This is a genomic window from Stenotrophomonas sp. 22385 (assembly GCF_052045085.1).
In the GTDB taxonomy this organism is placed as follows: Bacteria; Pseudomonadota; Gammaproteobacteria; order Xanthomonadales; family Xanthomonadaceae; genus Stenotrophomonas.
On record NZ_JBQEOG010000005.1, the window covers coordinates 29,556 to 45,234 of the forward strand.

At 66.4% G+C, this 15,679-nt stretch carries 11 protein-coding genes and 1 tRNA gene; 2 read left to right on the top strand and 10 right to left on the bottom strand.

What is annotated here, in order from left to right; genetic code table 11:
- Positions 1-66: 66 nt before the first annotated feature.
- The 10 genes from ACTJI4_RS10195 to ACTJI4_RS10240 all read right to left on the bottom strand — a co-directional run bounded on the left by ACTJI4_RS10195 (position 67) and on the right by ACTJI4_RS10240 (position 12,021).
- The gene (locus ACTJI4_RS10195; RefSeq protein WP_440869283.1) at positions 67-1,350 is read right to left on the bottom strand and encodes an OmpA family protein; all 1,284 of its coding nucleotides are present in this window, start codon (positions 1,348-1,350) and stop codon (positions 67-69) included.
- Positions 1,351-1,471: 121 nt separating this feature from the next.
- Complete coding sequence (gene pgaD / locus ACTJI4_RS10200) at positions 1,472-1,951, bottom strand: poly-beta-1,6-N-acetyl-D-glucosamine biosynthesis protein PgaD (protein WP_392921288.1); 480 nt, start codon at positions 1,949-1,951, stop codon at positions 1,472-1,474.
- Positions 1,948-3,195, bottom strand: coding sequence for a poly-beta-1,6-N-acetyl-D-glucosamine synthase (pgaC, locus tag ACTJI4_RS10205; RefSeq protein WP_440869284.1), 1,248 nt, complete (start codon positions 3,193-3,195; stop codon positions 1,948-1,950). The genes pgaD and pgaC overlap by 4 nt, the downstream gene beginning before the upstream one ends.
- A gap of 7 nt (positions 3,196-3,202) precedes the next feature.
- Positions 3,203-5,095 (bottom strand): poly-beta-1,6-N-acetyl-D-glucosamine N-deacetylase PgaB, encoded by a 1,893-nt coding sequence (gene pgaB / locus ACTJI4_RS10210; RefSeq protein WP_440869285.1) that lies wholly within the window; start codon positions 5,093-5,095, stop codon positions 3,203-3,205.
- Between the two features lie 10 nt (positions 5,096-5,105).
- On the bottom strand, positions 5,106-7,142 hold the full coding sequence (pgaA, locus tag ACTJI4_RS10215; protein WP_392921296.1) for a poly-beta-1,6 N-acetyl-D-glucosamine export porin PgaA: 2,037 nt from the start codon (positions 7,140-7,142) through the stop codon (positions 5,106-5,108).
- A 359-nt stretch (positions 7,143-7,501) separates the two neighbouring features.
- Positions 7,502-8,713, bottom strand: a complete 1,212-nt coding sequence (locus tag ACTJI4_RS10220) for a CynX/NimT family MFS transporter (RefSeq protein ID WP_392921298.1) — start codon at positions 8,711-8,713, stop codon at positions 7,502-7,504.
- A 169-nt stretch (positions 8,714-8,882) separates the two neighbouring features.
- Positions 8,883-8,959 (bottom strand) — tRNA-Pro (locus ACTJI4_RS10225).
- Between the two features lie 48 nt (positions 8,960-9,007).
- Entirely contained in the window at positions 9,008-9,151 is a 144-nt protein-coding gene (gene cydX, locus ACTJI4_RS10230; RefSeq protein WP_440869286.1) for a cytochrome bd-I oxidase subunit CydX, read from the bottom strand.
- A 110-nt stretch (positions 9,152-9,261) separates the two neighbouring features.
- Positions 9,262-10,416 carry a cytochrome d ubiquinol oxidase subunit II gene (gene cydB, locus ACTJI4_RS10235; RefSeq protein WP_440869287.1) on the bottom strand — a complete coding sequence of 385 codons (1,155 nt, stop codon included), beginning with the start codon at positions 10,414-10,416 and terminating at the stop codon, positions 9,262-9,264.
- A gap of 15 nt (positions 10,417-10,431) precedes the next feature.
- Entirely contained in the window at positions 10,432-12,021 is a 1,590-nt protein-coding gene (locus ACTJI4_RS10240; protein ID WP_440869288.1) for a cytochrome ubiquinol oxidase subunit I, read from the bottom strand.
- Between the two features lie 227 nt (positions 12,022-12,248).
- Here ACTJI4_RS10240 and cydD point away from each other — a divergent pair, with 227 nt between their 5' ends.
- Together cydD and cydC are read left to right on the top strand one after the other, a co-directional pair.
- On the top strand, positions 12,249-13,976 hold the full coding sequence (gene cydD, locus ACTJI4_RS10245) for a thiol reductant ABC exporter subunit CydD (RefSeq protein WP_440869289.1): 1,728 nt from the start codon (positions 12,249-12,251) through the stop codon (positions 13,974-13,976).
- Positions 13,973-15,643: a thiol reductant ABC exporter subunit CydC gene (gene cydC / locus ACTJI4_RS10250; protein WP_440869290.1), complete on the top strand. Its 1,671-nt coding sequence runs from the start codon at positions 13,973-13,975 to the stop codon at positions 15,641-15,643. The genes cydD and cydC overlap by 4 nt, the downstream gene beginning before the upstream one ends.
- Positions 15,644-15,679 lie beyond the last annotated feature (36 nt).

The following is a 15,679-nucleotide window of genomic DNA, read 5'->3' on the forward strand; positions in this document are numbered from 1 at the left end:
CGGGGGGGAGGGCGTGAACCCCCCCCTCTTTTCCCCCCGCTCCCGGCAGGTAACGACCGTTGGTCGTTACAACGCCCTATAGGCAATCCGCCGGTTCGCCGCGCGGCCTTCCTCGGTGCTGTTGTCGCCCACCGGTCGGTTTGCGCCGAACCCGCGTGCCAGTAACCGGTCCGCCGGTACATTCCGGGCTTCCAGCGCCGCCACGACCGACCGTGCACGTTCTTCGCTCAGCTTCTGGTTGGTCTCGGCGTTGCCCTGGTTGTCGGTGTGTCCCTCCACCTCCACCCGCAGCCCTGCCGGCGCCGCCTGGATCGCTTTTGCCGCACCATCCAGGATCGACTCACTGCTGCGCGTAATCACCGCTGACCCGGTTTCAAAGGTGATTGTGGTCTGGTTCAATGCCTGGGTCAGGTCTTCACTGCTGAACCCTGGCGGTAGCGCACCCAGTGCCGCGGCGCCTTTGTCGAACAGGCCCTCCACCTCCAGATTGCCCAGCTCCTTCTGGAACAGCTGGCTGACCGCCACCCGCTCGGGTTCCGGTAGTTTGCTGGTATCCAGTTTGAGCGAATCACCGTTCAGCGCGAACTGCAGCCCGCTCTGTCTGAGCGCGGGAAACAGCACCGATACGCTCTTCAGCCAGCTGTGCTGCTTCACCCCGGTATCCACCTTGATGTCCGCGCTGACATGGTCCTGGCCGTAGGCAGCGACGGCGTCGCCCAACAGCTTCGCCTTGTCGGCGACCGTGCCCAGCGTTCCGTTCAAGGTGACCTTGCCGTCGGTGTTCTTGAACGACAAGGTGGGTTCCTTCGATACCGCAGCGACGTTCGCGGACGGGGCAGCAACCGGGGGCGCCTTGGCCACGTTGCGGGAATGCCACCCGCACCAGGCGAGGGCAAGCAATGCCAGCAGGGGCAACAGCCAGCGCCAGCTCCGGTAGGGTGACGTCTTCTTTCCCTTCGCACTCAACAGGCCCGTAAACGCCGCCGGAAGCGCGGTGGGCATCACCCCGCCGGAGGTCACCGCACGGATGATCGGCGGCAGCGCGGTTGCCAGCAGCGTAGGGGCCACGCTGGGAGACACCCCGGCTTTGCTGGCAATGTCCTCGATGCTCTGTCCGCCCAGCGCGCTGCGGATCTGTCCTGCATCGACCGACCGCATGTTGGGTTGGCCTGACAACCAGGAGGTGAAGATATCGCCGAGTCCGGCAGCGGAGAACCGGTCGGCCAGGCCGGCCAGGCCGCCGGGCTGCTTGAAGATGTACTCGATTACGACACCGATGAATTTCCGGGCGTTCGGTCCAAGGCCGGTAGCCCGGGCCACTTCAGTGACCAAAGTCTCGATAGACGACATGATGTATCCCCTCACAGTGAAGTGCGGGATGTCTCCGAGGCGGAGCGTACGCCTCGGCCGGGTCAGGGATGTGAAGGGTTCTACACATCCCGGGCAGCCACGCGGGGCGTGGCGCTACGCGTCATCTGATCTGGATGCGCTGGTCAGTCAGGCCTATCGGCCTCGCATGGTCATCCATGTGCAGCGTCACCGCCTTGCCGTTGGCCAGCTGCGCGGCCAGCGCCGGGCTGGCGCCGAGGTTGTGCGCGATCTCTTCAAGCGACACGTCCGCGCGCGGGTTGCGCCGGTCCTTGCCCGCAAAGCGGATGCGGTTGTACTCGGCCCATGCGATCAGCAGTACCGAACAGCACACCAGCATCACCGGCAGCGCGATCACGATGAACGGGTCCACCGACTGCTTGTATTCGTACAGCTGCACGAACGCAAGCCGGCCACCCAGCAGCCAGGAAATGGCGGTGATCAACGGCGCCCACAGGTAGAAGTAGAAGGCCCAGAAGGCAATGGTCACGAACCCCCACGCGGTGCGCTGCAGCCGCGGCTGCTGGCGCGATTTCCGGATCAGGCGCGAATCGTAGCGGCGGCTTTGCTTGGCGGTGTTCATCGTATTCCCCGATCAGGACTGACCCAGATCGCCCGCTTGCCACGACGCTTGAGCAGCGTCTTGGGCAGGGCCACCAGGGTCGTGAACAGGCTGATGAGCCAGTACGCCATCGGGTACCAGATCACCCAGAAGTAATTGCGGCCAATATGCGTTTCATAACGACGATCGATGATCAGGCTGCTGGCGAACTGCAGCAGGCACACCAGTGCCAGGATCACGCCATGCCACTGCGGCAGCAGCGAGGCGATGTACAGGTCCTGCGGCAACGGCATCAACCTGCCCAGCACCCACAGCACGATGATGGCCAGCATCGTGTAGGCCCACAGCACGCTGAACACATACTCCAGCAATACCCCCCACATGCGCCGCTTGCGCCAGTCGAACAGCGAACGGCCGTGCCGCAGCAGCACCTCCACGCCGCCCTGGGCCCAGCGCAGGCGCTGCCGCCACAGCCCCTTGAGCGTCTCGGGCATCAGGATGAAACACAGCGCGTTGGGCTCATAACGGATGTCCCAATGGTCGAGCTGCAGGCGCCAGCTGATGTCGATGTCCTCGGTGATCATGTCATCGGCCCAGTAACCTATGCGGTGCAGCGCGGTGCGGCGGAAGCCGGCAATCACACCGGAAATGGTGAAGATCCGCCCGTACACGCGCTGGGCGCGCTTGATCATGCCGATGATGGAAGAGAACTCGGCCACCTGCAGCCGGCCCAGCAGCGTGGAGCGGTTGCGGATGCGCGGGTTGCCGGTCACCGCGCCCACGCGCGGGCCGGACGTGAGGTGCCACACCATCCAATGCGTGGCATGCTCTTCCAGCATCGCATCGCCATCGATGCACACCAGGTATTCCGAACGTGCCGCCAGCGCGCCCATGCGCAGTGCGTTGGCCTTGCCCAGGTTGCGGTCCAGGTGCACCACGCGCAGGCGCGGGTGCTGGGCCGCCATCGCGTCCAGCCGCGCCCCGGTATCGTCGCGGCTGCCATCGTTGATGGCGATCACCTCGAAATCCGGGTACTTCTGTGCCAGTGCAGCGCCCAGGGTGTCGGCCAGGTTGTCGGCCTCGTTGTGGCACGGAATCAGGATCGACGCGAACGGGTAGTGCTCCATCGGCGGCGGATCGTCTCGCAGGCGCGACCTGCGTTCGCGGCGGAAGAAGTAATACAGTCCCCCGGACATCCAGAAGAACGCCATCACCATCGGGTAGAAGAAGGCGAACTGGAACAGCAGATAGAGGAACGGATGCATGGCGGCCTCACTTTTCCTCGTAAGGGAAGGTGCGTGCCGACATCGCCGCGCGCGCATCATAGGTGGACGGCTTACCGGCAATGAAGTCGTCCGGGTACCAGGCGAAATGGCGCACGCCCTGGGCCTGCAGGCGACGGATCTGGGCGCGCAGCACGGTGCCGGAAATCGGCGTCTGCGTGCGCCAGTCCACCGTCTGCAGCTCGAACATCGTCTGCGACAGCTGCGGGTCGTGCTCGCGCACGGCCTGCACCAGCCGGTCCAGCCACTTCTGCGGGTCGCGGCTGCCTTCCATCCACGGCATCGCCATCAGCGCGGTGTGGTCGTAGGCCTTGTTGAACAGGTCCAGGCGCTGGGCGAACCAGCTGGCGCTCTGCGGCTGCAGCACCGGCTGCGCGTACAGGTTGCGCACCGTGGCCAGCTTCGGCCGCCAGCGCTGCGCGGCGTTGCGCAGCTCCAGGGTGAAATCGATCAGCGCCTGGGTGCGCGCGCCGTCGTCGCCTTCCTGCGGCAGGTTGGCCAGTTCGGTATCGCGCAGGTAGGCATCGTCGTGGAACAGCAGGCCCTCGAAATACGAGTTGATGGCCAGGTCTTCGTAGATGTCACCAATGATCTGACGCACCTTCGGGCGGGTGAAATCGAGCCGGAAGATGCCATCGCTTTCCGGGCTCTCGATCGCCAGTGCCTTGCGGATGCCCGGGTCCTTCAGCTCATAGCCGAGCACCGGCAGCCACGCATACACCTTCACCCCGGCGCGGGTCTTGAGCTGCCAGGCGACGCGGTTGAACAGGTCCGCGCGCATCGGCAGGTGCCGGTTGGGAAAGTACAGCGCGTCGGCCGAGCCGTTGCCGTCCGGATCGGCGAAGGCCTGCAGGAACACATGGGTCGGGCCGATCTTCTTGACCCGGTCGATCAGCGCGTCCAGGTTCTTCGCCTGCTGCGCCGGGTTTGCGTCGTACACCGCATCCAGGTCGATCTGCAGGGCGCGCACGCCATCGCGTTCGACGTCGCGGCGCAGTTCATAGGCCAGTTGGGTCACCGCCGGGTTGCCGGTCACCAGCAGGCGCGCCAGCCCGTGCAGGTCGCGGGTGACCGGCGTGCTGCGGCCTTCCAGGTCGAACGACACCGGCATGCCCAGGTCTTCGGCGATCCGGTTGCTCAGCGCGTTGTAGGCCGCGTACGGCCACACGATCGCCTTAGGGCTCACGCCCACGTTGTCCTGGATGCGCTTTACGCTCAGGCCAAGGTCGGCGCGGATCCGTGCCTCGTACTGCGCGGCGGTTTCGTACTTCTGCGTGGCCGGGTCGTAGGTGCGGGTAATCACCGCCGGGGTCGAATTGCCCTGCGGGTTGGACTGCACGCCATGGTGCAGGTTGTCGGTGTGGCTGGCCAGTTCGATCAGGCCGCTGCGGTTCATTTCGCGCAGCTGTTCCCAGGTCAGGAAGTCGTCGCGGGTGAACGGGCGGTAGCCATAGTCGATCTTGCGCTCGGCCGGCATGTCCACGTAATCGGTGATCACCGCCACCAGCGCCGGATAGTTGTAGGCGCGCAGCAGGGGGAACACCTTGGTGTACACGCTCCGCAGGCCGTCATCGAAGGTCAGCAGCACCGGCTTGGGCGGCAGCGGTGCACCGCCCTGCGAGGCCGTGATCAGCTGCGACAGCGACACCGGGTGGTAGCCGTGCGCGGACAACCAGTCCAGGTGCGCGGCGAAATTCTGCGTGCTCACCGCGTACGCATCGGGGTCGCCCTTGATCGCCACGTCATCGCGGATGTCGTGGTAGCTCAGGACCAGCAGCCCGTTGTCGGCCGAGTCAGGCTCGGGCGGTGCCACGGCCTGCACGTTGGCGCAGACCGCCAGCAGGGCCAGCAGCAGCCAGGAAGTGAAGCGCTTCAAGTCCATGTGTCGCATCTCATTGTCCCCAGCGCAGGCCGGCATCGAGGCCGATATGTCGTTCACGGTTGCCGTCGTAGACCGGCCGCGACCAGCTGATGCCGTATTCGAAGATGCGGCCATCGGCCAGCTGCCACTCGTGGCGATACTCGGCCGACGGCACCAGTGCGCTGCCGAAGCCCTGCTGCCAGTAGTTGCCCAGCGACACCGTCAGGCGGTGGCGGAAGTGCCGCTCGTAGTGGCGCCACAGCTGCTGGTCCACGCGCAGGCCGATCTCCGCCGAACGGTCTTCGGACGGGTTGAAGTAGGGCACGTCATCGCGGCTGCCGCGGCTGGCATACAGGCTGCCCAGGCCATCCAGCAGCAGGGTGGGGCGGGTCAGCAGGCGCTGTTCGATGCTGGTGCTGAGCGTGTCGCGGCGGTTGCCATCGTCGTAGCGGAACTGGCTGGCACCGGCGCTCCAGTGGGTGAGCTCATTGCGGCGGTAATCCACCGCCACGGCCACGCTGTCGGCGGTGATGCCGGAGATGCGCGCCTGCAGCGAGGCATCGGCGGCGTTGCGTGCCGCCGTGATGCCGGCGTGCCAGGTGTCGTTGAACTGCCAGCCGAACCCGGCGCTAAGACCGGTATCGCCGATGTGGTCGTTGGCGCGGTTGACGAACAGTTCCGCATCGGCGCGACCAAAGCGGTACCGCGTGCCCAACCCGACCCACAGCGGGCGGATGGTCTGGTCCTGGAAATCCACGCTGCGGCGGTCGGCGAAGGTCACCAGGCGCCAGCGGTCGTCGATCACCGGCGATTGCAGTTCCAGCCCATAGCGGCCATCGTCGTTGCCCAGCGGCGAGGTGCCACCGCCGCCTTCGCTCCGACCGCCTTCAGCATACGCATGCAGTTGCCAGCCACGGTGGGCCTTCCAGCTGCGGTCCATGCGCTGCACCGAGGGCTGGTTGGGGTAACGCTCCAGCAGCGAATCGTGGATCGGCCGGGCCAGGTCGTCGCGCTGCAGTTGCACGTAAGCGTCGTACTGGCCCAGGCGCGCCGACACATCGCGCGGGTCCAGCGTATTGGCCATGCCATAGCGTTCCAGTGCCCGCCGCGGCCAGCCGCGCATCATGTAGATGTTGCCCAGCGACGACTGGGTGCCGCCGTTGGCCGGCGCCAGTTCCACCATCTTTTCCAGATCCCGCTGCGCGGTGGGCAGGTCGCCGCTGTAGGCGCGGATCATGGCCAGGTTGAGGTCGGCTTCGTACCTTGGCCAGTTGGCGTACGGCGCGCGCGCACCGTTTGCCCAGCGCCAGGCCGGCTCCTGCTTCTGCCACTGGGTGAGCACGTCGATGGCGGCGCCGGCGCGCTCGCTTTCCAGGTGCGCGTAGGCCAGTTCCGAATGCACCTCGGAACGGCCCGGGTCGGCCTTGAGTGCGGCTTCCAGAACGGGAATGGCTTCTTCCGGGTGCTGGCTGGCCATCAGCGAATCGCCGACCGGGGCCATCAGGTAGTTGGGCACCTGGTGGCCTTCGGCGAGCAGCGCGCGGTATTCGGTGCGTACCTGTTCGTGGCGGCCCAGCCGGTTGAGCAGGATCAGCCGGTCGAAACGGATCCGCAGCGGCGCGGTCTGCACCGTGAGGCCATCCCGCTGCAGATAGCGGTCCATCTGCGCCAGCGCGGCTTCGGCCTCGTCCAGACGGGTGTCTTCGCTGGCGCCATAGGCCAGGCTCCAGCCGACCCGCTTGGCCAGGTAATTGGCTTCAAAGCGCTGCTTCTGCGCCTCATCGAACAGCTCCGGGCGCGCCTGGTAGCGCTGCCACGCCAGGTGCGCGTTGCCGATGTCCGACAGCGTCAGCACCTGCAGGCGATAGAGCAGGTCATCGTTGGGCACGTCCGCCTGGGCGCGTTCGATCGCGGCAAGCGCGTCCAGCCACTGCGCCTTATCGCGGTAGGCGCTGATCTCCGCCAGATGGTCAGCCCGCGACGTCGCCGCAGAAGCAGCTGGAACCGTCAAACAAAGCGTGGCGCATGCCAGGCCGACGCACAGCGCCAGCGGCCGATGGTTGTACATGGAACCCCCGGGAGCATCCCTTCAAAAAAACCTGTTTGTGCGTTAAATGTGACGCACATCACATGCCAATCGTGCCCGAAACGGCGTTTGTTGACAAATTGTTAAGACGCAAGGCGGCCTCCGCAGCTGTGGAAACAGACGCGCTCAATACTTCAACTTATTGATTTAAATGACCATCCGGCCGCCGCCACGGCGTTGTTCCGGGGTCTGCACACCCTGAAACCGTTCATCGGCCCCGATAGTGGGTAGCGCACCGGGACCGAACCCACCGACCGCTTCGCAATGCGGGTCAGTAGCTGACACGCTACGTCACAACATGCGCACGGTATGTGACGCAGGTGACGAAATCATGCAATCCGTCACCACACGTCTTCCAGCTTCTGCGGCTTGCACGCCACCCAGGAGGCGCACAACAACACCAGCGCACACACCAGCAGGAAGCCGAACGGCAGGTACCACGCTCCGCTGATCGCATGCAGCCAGCCGAACAGGAACGGCCCCAGGCAGCTGAAGGCATAGCCCACACCCTGCATGAAACCCGACAACGCCGCCGAACCGGCCGGCGTGCGCGTGCGCAGGTTGATCAGCGTCAGCGCCAGCGGGAACGTCGACGGTCCGATCCCCAGCAACACCGCCCACAGCCACGGGGCCTTCATCGGCGCGAACAACAAGCCGGCAAACGCAATCAAAAACGCGCTGAAACCGACAACCACCAACGGGAACGGGTTGCGCAACCGCACCGCCAGCGCCGGCATCGTCAACGATGGCAGCAGGCCCAGCGCCGCGAAGATCGCCACCATGATCCCGCCAAAGCGAGGCGTTGCCCCGGCTTCCACCACGATGCGCGGCAGCCAGGTGAACATCGAATAGGTCATCAGCGAGGTCATGCCGAACATCAGCGCCATGCCCCAGGCCAGCGGGGTACGCCAGACCTTGCCGTGCGGCTGCGCGGCCGGGTCGGCGGCGGTGTCCAGCGGGTCCGGGTGCGGGCGGCGGCGCGCCAGCGCGATCCAGGGCAGGGCAGCGGCCACGGCGAAGATTGCCCAGATGCCCAGCGACACCCGCCAGCCGGCCTGTTCGGCCAGCGGCACGGCCAGCAGCGCTGGCACCATGGTGCCCAGCTGCAGCACCGTTATATAAAGCGTGCTCACCGTGCCCACCCGGTTGGCGAAGTAGCGCTTCACCAGCGGCGGCACCACCACGTTGCCGATGCCCATGCCGGCCAGCGCCACCACCGAGCCGAACAGCAGGCTGCCCACGCCACCGGCCATCGAACGCAGCAGCAGGCCCACCGCCGCCAGCGCCATCGCCAGCAGGGCGGTGCGTTCCAGCCCGATGCGCCGGGCCACCATCGGCGTGGTCACCCCGAACAGCGCGAACGAGGCGGTGGGCAGCATGCCCAGCACGCCGGTCATGGTGGTACCGAAGCCGAAGGTCTGGCCCAGCTGGTCCAGCAGCGGGGTGACCGAGGTCACCGCCGTACGCAGGTTCAGCGCGGCCAGCAGGATGGCGGAAAATGCCAGCACGCGTCCGCGCAGCAGGGACGTGGAATGGGGGGCGGCAGGGGTCATGGCAGGAATCTCTTGCAGGTGGCGCGGCGCGTGTGGGGGTGTAGCGGAGTGCGGGCGCTGCCGCATTGTACGCGCGGTAGAGCCACGCCCTGCGTGGCTGTTTCCGGACGACAAATACAAAAAAGCCCGGAGGACAGATGTCTTCCAGGCTTCAATGTGACCACTTGTATGGTCGGGGAGACAGGATTCGAACCTGCGACCTCTACGTCCCGAACGTAGCGCTCTACCAGACTGAGCTACACCCCGAAGGAGCCGACAAGGATACGGTGTGAAGGGATTATCGGCAACCTTTTTTTACGAGGAGAACCGACCAATGGTCGGTTCCTGCCGCGCGTTGCGGTCGGCCGCGCCAGCCTCACGCGCTTCGAACCATATGCCATTGAGGATGGCGGCGGCCGAGGCCAGGCCGGTGCCGAGGATCCAGGCGAAATACCACATGTGTTTTCTCCCAATGTGTACCGACCAACGGTCGGTACCTACCTGTGTGTGTACCGACCAACGGTCGGTACCTACCGTTCAATGTACCGACCGTTGGTCGGTACGCCTTATCAATACGCGTTCGGGTTGTCGGCCATGTCTTCGGCCGTGGTCTTGCCCTTCATCACCCGGTAGACCCAGCTGGTGTAGGCAATGACGATCGGCAGGAAGATCACCGTGGCCACCAGCATGATGAACAGCGTGAGCTGGCTGGAGGACGCATCCCACACCGTCAGGCTGCCGCTGGGCTGGCTGGACGACGGCAACAGGAACGGGAAGATCGCAAAGCCCACGGTGAGGATGATGCCGGCAATCGACGCGCCCGAGGCCAGGAACGCGGCCATGCCGCGGCGGGCCCGCAGCAGCACGGCGCTGGCCAGTGCACCGGCCAGGCCCAGCAGCGGGAACACCAGGGTCAGCGGCATGCTGCTGTAGTTGCGCAGCCAGCCACCGGCGGCCGTGCCCACCGCAGCGGTCTTCAACAGCGGGTTGGTCGGGCCGTCGGTGACTACCTGCGAGGTGATCTCATAACCCGGCAGGCCAAAGGCCACCCAGGTACCGCCTGCAGCGAACAGCACGAAGCTGACCAGTGCGGCAATGCTGCCGTAACGCGCCGAACGTTCGGCCACCGGGCCGTCGGTCTTGAGCACCAGCATGGCCGCTCCGTGCGACACCATCATCGCCACGCCCACCAGTCCGGCCAGCAGCGCGAACGGGGTGAGCAGGCCAAAGAACGAACCGGTGTAGAAGATGCGCATGCTGTCATCGAAGTGGTACGGCACGCCCAGCAGCACGTTGCCCACCGCCACGCTGGCAATCAGCGCCGGCAGCAGCCCACCTGCGAACAGCACCCAGTCCCACGTGTCGCGCCAGCGCTTGCTGGGCATCTTGCTGCGGTACTTGAAGCCGACCGGTCGCAGGATCAGCCCGAACAGCATGGCGAAGATGGCCAGATAGAAGCCGGAGAAGCTCACCGCATACAGCGGCGGCCAGGCGGCGAAGATCGCGCCGCCGCCCAGCACCAGCCATACCTGGTTGCCTTCCCACACCGGGCCTACGGTGTTGATCACCGTGCGCCGCTCCTCATCGGTCCGGGCCACGAACGGGAGCAGGGTGCCCACGCCCAGGTCGAAACCGTCCATCACCGCCCAGCCGACCAGCAGGATGCCGAGCAGCAGCCACCAGATCACGCGCAGCGTGGTGTAATCAAGTCCAAGAATATCCATCTGGGTTCTCCTGCCTTATGCCTGGCCGGGGGCCGGCGCGGCGGCATGGTGGGGAAGCGGGGTGCGCGAAGGCTGCAGCGACGGAAGGATGTCAGCCGGGCCGGTGCGGATCGTCTTGAGCATCAGCTTCACCTCGATGACCAGCAGCACCGTATAGGTCAGCGTGAACACCGCCAGCGTGGTCAGGATCTCATGCAGGGCCAGACCGGAGGCGGCATAGAAGGTGGGCAGTACGCCATCCACCGCCCACGGCTGGCGACCGTATTCGGCCACGAACCAGCCACATTCAATCGCGATCCACGGCGCCGGGATCGACCACACCGCCAACCGCAGGAACCAGCGCTTCTCGTGGAAGGTGTTGCGGCAGGAGAAGTAGAAGGCCACCGCAAAGAACGCGATCAGGTAGAAGCCCAGCCCGGCCATGATGCGGAACGTCCAGAACAGCGGCGCAACGCGCGGCACGGTATCCATCGCCGCCCTGGAGATTTCCTCCGGGGTGGCGTTGAGGATGTCATCGCGGTAACGCTTGAGCAGCAGGCCATGGCCCAGATCCTGCCAGTGGCGGTCGAACATCTCGCGCGCCTCGACATCGTTCTTGTCCTTGCGCACGCGCTCCAGCGCCCCGTACGCCAGCTGCCCGCCCTTGATGCGGTGCTCGGCGCGTTCCACCAGTTCCAGGATGCCCGGAATGGGCTGGTTGAACGAACGCGTGGCGATCAGGCCCATCAGGTACGGAATCTTGATGGCGAAATCGTTCTGCTGGGTCTGCTGGTTGGGAATGCCGAACGCGGTGAAATCGGCCGGGGCACGTTCGGTTTCCCACATCGCCTCGATCGCGGCCAGCTTCATCTTCTGGTGTTCGCTGGCGGCATAGCCGCTTTCGTCACCCAGCACCACCACCGACAGCGACGACAGCAGGCCGAAGGCCGCTGCCACCGCGAACGAACGGCGCGCCATGTCCTTGTGCTTGTCGCGCAGCAGGTAGAACGCGCTGATGCCCATCACGAAGATCGCGCCGGTCACGTAGCCCGCGCTGACCGTATGCACGAACTTGGCCTGCGCCACCGGGTTGAACAGCACGGCGGCGAAATCCACCACCTCCATGCGCATCGTGTCCGGGTTGAACACCGCGCCGGTGGGGTTCTGCATCCAGCCGTTGGCGATCAGGATCCACACCGCCGACAGGTTGGTGCCCAGCGCCATGAACCAGGTCACCGCCAGGTGCTTGACCGGGCTCAGCCGCTTCCAGCCGAAGAAGAACAGGCCCACCAGCGTGGCTTCCAGGAAGAACGCCATCAGCCCTTCAATGGCCAGCGGCGCGCCGAAGATATCGCCCACGTAATGGCTGTAGTAGGACCAGTTCATGCCGAACTGGAACTCCATCACCAGGCCGGTGGCCACGCCGATGGCGAAGTTGATGCCGAACAGCGTGCCCCAGAACAGGGTCATCTGGCGCCAGACCGGCTTGCGGGTCATGACGTACACGCTTTCCATGATGGCCACCAGGAACGACAGGCCAAGCGTGAGAGGGACGAAAAGGAAGTGGTACATCGCGGTCAAAGCGAATTGCAGCCGCGACAGTTCTACGACTGTCGAATCGATCATGGCCTGGCTACCTCGTTGGGGGTTTTGCCGTATCAGGTGGCGGGAAGGGGTCTACGGGATGAATTCTGTGACCAGCAACTTCAAACAGCCTTGATTGAGATCAATGTATGAACAGGCAGATGCGAGGATCGTGGGCAGCCCCCACTGCGACCGCGTGCCGCACGGGGAGGGTACGCCGGCGCCCATTACAATGGTCGGCACCTCCCTGTGGCCGCCAGTGACCCGCTTTGAGCATACCCCCCGACGCGCCCGCCATCGAGTCCACCGGCCTTCGCCGCCAACGCCTGCAGTGGCTCGACGGCCTGGCCGCCAGCGCCCGCAGCCGCAAGCGCCTGGCCGCGTTGTGTATCTGCACGTCCGGCGCGCTGCTGATCGGACAGGCCGCGGCCATTGCCTGGCTGATCCAGACGGTGCTGGTGGAGCGCCGTCCGTTGGCGGCCGCCACCCCGGTGCTGCTGGGCCTGCTGGCCATACTGGGGGTGCGCGCCCTGCTGGGTAGCGCCACCCAGGCCGCCGCCGGCGATGTGGCCGATGCCGCCCGGCTGACCCTGCGCGAGCGGATCTATCGCCGGCTGATGGCGCTGGGCCCGCTGTGGCTGCGCCAACAGCGCACCGGCGAGCTGGGCGAACTGATGCTGGCCCACAGCGACGCGGTCGAGAGCTACTACGCCGGCTACCAGCCGGTGAAGACCGAAGTCGTGGTCGTGCCGCTGCTGATCCTGCTGGCCGTGGCCTGGGTGGATTGGGTGGTGGCGCTGATCCTGCTGTTCACCGCGCCGCTGGTGCCGTTCTTCATGATGCTGGTGGGCTGGGGCGCCGAAGCGGCCGGGCGGGCGCAGCTGGGCGAGCTGGCGCGGATGAGCGGGCATTTTGCCGATCGCATCAAGGGGCTGGGGCTGCTCCGCCTGTACGGGCGCGGTGAAGCGGAGCTGGAAGGCGTGGCTGCTGCGGCAGAGGGGGTGCGCGAGCGCAGCATGAAGGTGCTGCGCATCGCCTTCCTGTCTTCCACCGTGCTGGAGTTCTTCGCCTCGGTGAGCGTGGCGATGGTCGCGCTGTACCTGGGTTTGAGCTACCTGGGCCTGATGTCGCTGCACGCGTCAGTGCCCACGCTGGGGGCGGGCATGTTCTGCCTGCTGCTGGCGCCGGAGTTCTATGCGCCGCTGCGGCGGCTGGCCGCGCATTACCACGACCGCGCCAATGCGCTGGCTGCTGCTGCTGAAGTGGAGCGGCTGCTCGGCGAGCTGCCCGGGCAGCAGGCGGCGGGCGAGGGCGCAATCGCTCCGGTGCGCGCGCCCGAGCTGGTGGAGCAGCACGCCCCGCCGCTGGTGGTGCGTGACCTCGTGCTGCGGCCCCTGGGGGCCGATCACGACGTGGTGCAGCAGCTTTCGTTCCAGATCGAAGCGGGCCAGCGCCTGGCGCTGGTGGGGCCGAGCGGTAGCGGCAAGAGCACCCTGCTGGAAGCGTTGGCCGGCTGGCTGCCGCCGCGCGAAGGCAGCATCGTGCTGCGTCCCGGGCTGGAGGTCGGCTATGCCGGCCAGCGCCCCTACCTGTTCCACGGCAGCATCGCCGACAACCTGCGCCTGGCCGATCCCGGCGTGAGCGATGCGCGCCTGCAGGCGGTGGCCGAAGCGGCCCAGGTGATGCGCTTCGCCGCGCACCTGCCCGAGGGGCTGGATACGGTGATCGGCGAACGCGGGTTCGGATTGTCCGGTGGCGAAGCACGCCGGATCGGGTTGGCGCGGTTGCTGCTGCGCGATCCGCAGCTGCTGTTGCTGGATGAGCCGACTGCGTTTCTTGATCCGGAAACCGAGGCCGCCCTGCTGCAGACATTGGCCGCGTTCGCGCGTGACCGTGCCGTGGTCATCGCCACGCACAGTGAAACCGCCATGCGCTGGGCCGATACGCGGTTGACGTTGACCGCGCAGGGCCGCGCGGACACGGAGGTGCTGGCATGAGTCCGCCCCGCGAAGATGCCCTGAAACAGGTGTTCACCCGCCATCGCGGCCGGCTGCTGCTGACTGTGCTGCTGCTGTGGATCACCATGCTCGCGGGCACCGCGTTGCTCGGCCTGTCCGGTGGTTTTCTGACCGCCGCCGCGCTGGCCGGTGCGGCGGGCTTGGGCAGTGGCTTCAACTTCTTCTCGCCATCGGCCGGCATCCGTGGCCTGACCATGGCGCGGATCGTCTCGCGCTATTTCGAAAAGCTGGTCGGCCACGATGTGACCCTGCGCATCGCCCGTGATCTTCGCGTGTGGTTCTTCCGGCGTGCGCTGCCATTGGCGCCGGCGAAGCTGGCCGGCATCCGCACCGGTGAGCTGCTGGCGCGGTTGATGTCCGACATCAGCGACGTCGATGGCCTGCTGGTGCGTGCGATTGGCCCGCTGTTGGCGCTGGGCGGGGTCTCGCTGGTGGCAGTGGGCTCGGCCGCGTTGATCTACCCGCCGGCCGCGCTGCTGCTGGCGGTGCTGGCGCTGGTGATCGGGGTGGGCGTGCCGTGGCTGACCGTGCGGGGGGCGGGCAACCAGGAGCGCGACCGCGCGCTGCACCGCGCGCAGCTGCGCACGCAGGCGTTCGAAGGTTTGGAAGGTGCGGCAGACCTGACCGCACTGCAGGCGCGCGAGCATTGGAATCTGCGCCTGCTGGTGGCGGCCAAGCAATTGCGCTCGCGCGACCGCCGCCGCCGTTGGCGGTTGGTGGGGGGCAATGCGCTGCACGGGCTGTGTGCATCGGTCGGATTGGTGGGCATGCTTTGGGTGGCACTGCGTGGATTTGAGCGCGGTGCGATTGATGCGGCGTTGTCGGCGGCGTTGGTGTTTCTCACCGTGGCGCTGCTCGAGCTGTGGGCCGGTATCGGGCTGGCCTGGCAATCGTGGCTGTCCGGACGCGTGGCGGCAATACGGCTGCAGAGCATCGTGGACCAGTCGCCGGGTGTGGCGGATGCCGCTATGCCGGTGACATTGCCCGTGCAGCCGGCCACGCTGCAGCTGGAGCAGGTGGACTTCCGCTGGCCGGGGCAGGGCAGGGCACTGCTGGAGGGTGTGCAGCTGACGCTGCAGCCGGGTGAACGCATCGCGATCCGCGGCGATAGCGGTAGTGGGAAAACCACGTTGTCATCGTTGCTGCTGCGCCTGTGGGACCCGGATGGCGGCCGGGTGCTGTACGGCGGGCAGGACATCCGCAACGCCGCCCAGGATGCATGGCACCGCCGGATCGCCTGGCTGCCGCAGCACGCGCCGGTGTTTGCCGGCAGCATTGCCGACAACCTGCGGTTGGGTGATGCGAACGCCAGCGACGAGCAGCTGTGGCAGGTGCTGGCCGAGGTGCGGTTGCAGGGCTGGGCCGAACGCATCGGTGGACTGCAGGCATGGGTAGGCGAGAACGGTGCCACGATGTCGGCGGGACAAGCGCGCCGGTTGGCACTGGCCCGCGCGCTGCTGCGGGGGGCGCCGATTCTGCTGCTGGATGAACCGACCGAAGGGTTGGATGTGGATACCGCGCATGCGTTGCTGCACGACATGGTGGCTGCGTTGGGCGGGAGAAGCCTGGTGATGATCACGCATGACGAACTGCCCGATGGCATCGTGCACCGCAGTTACCGGTTGCATGATGGCGCCCTGCGATAGCAGGCCCAATCCCACCCATCGTCCTGGCCAGGGCGC

What these genes read in the sequence shown, in the direction of transcription:
- ACTJI4_RS10195 (WP_440869283.1), bottom strand. Translation starts at nt 1,350, where the DNA reads ATGTCGTCTATCGAGACTTTGGTCACTGAAGTGGCCCGGGCTACCGGC.
- pgaD (WP_392921288.1), bottom strand. Translation starts at nt 1,951, where the DNA reads ATGAACACCGCCAAGCAAAGCCGCCGCTACGATTCGCGCCTGATCCGG.
- pgaC (WP_440869284.1), bottom strand. Translation starts at nt 3,195, where the DNA reads ATGCATCCGTTCCTCTATCTGCTGTTCCAGTTCGCCTTCTTCTACCCG.
- pgaB (WP_440869285.1), bottom strand. Translation starts at nt 5,095, where the DNA reads ATGGACTTGAAGCGCTTCACTTCCTGGCTGCTGCTGGCCCTGCTGGCG.
- pgaA (WP_392921296.1), bottom strand. Translation starts at nt 7,142, where the DNA reads ATGTACAACCATCGGCCGCTGGCGCTGTGCGTCGGCCTGGCATGCGCC.
- ACTJI4_RS10220 (WP_392921298.1), bottom strand. Translation starts at nt 8,713, where the DNA reads ATGACCCCTGCCGCCCCCCATTCCACGTCCCTGCTGCGCGGACGCGTG.
- cydX (WP_440869286.1), bottom strand. Translation starts at nt 9,151, where the DNA reads ATGTGGTATTTCGCCTGGATCCTCGGCACCGGCCTGGCCTCGGCCGCC.
- cydB (WP_440869287.1), bottom strand. Translation starts at nt 10,416, where the DNA reads ATGGATATTCTTGGACTTGATTACACCACGCTGCGCGTGATCTGGTGG.
- ACTJI4_RS10240 (WP_440869288.1), bottom strand. Translation starts at nt 12,021, where the DNA reads ATGATCGATTCGACAGTCGTAGAACTGTCGCGGCTGCAATTCGCTTTG.
- cydC (WP_440869290.1), top strand. Translation starts at nt 13,973, where the DNA reads ATGAGTCCGCCCCGCGAAGATGCCCTGAAACAGGTGTTCACCCGCCAT.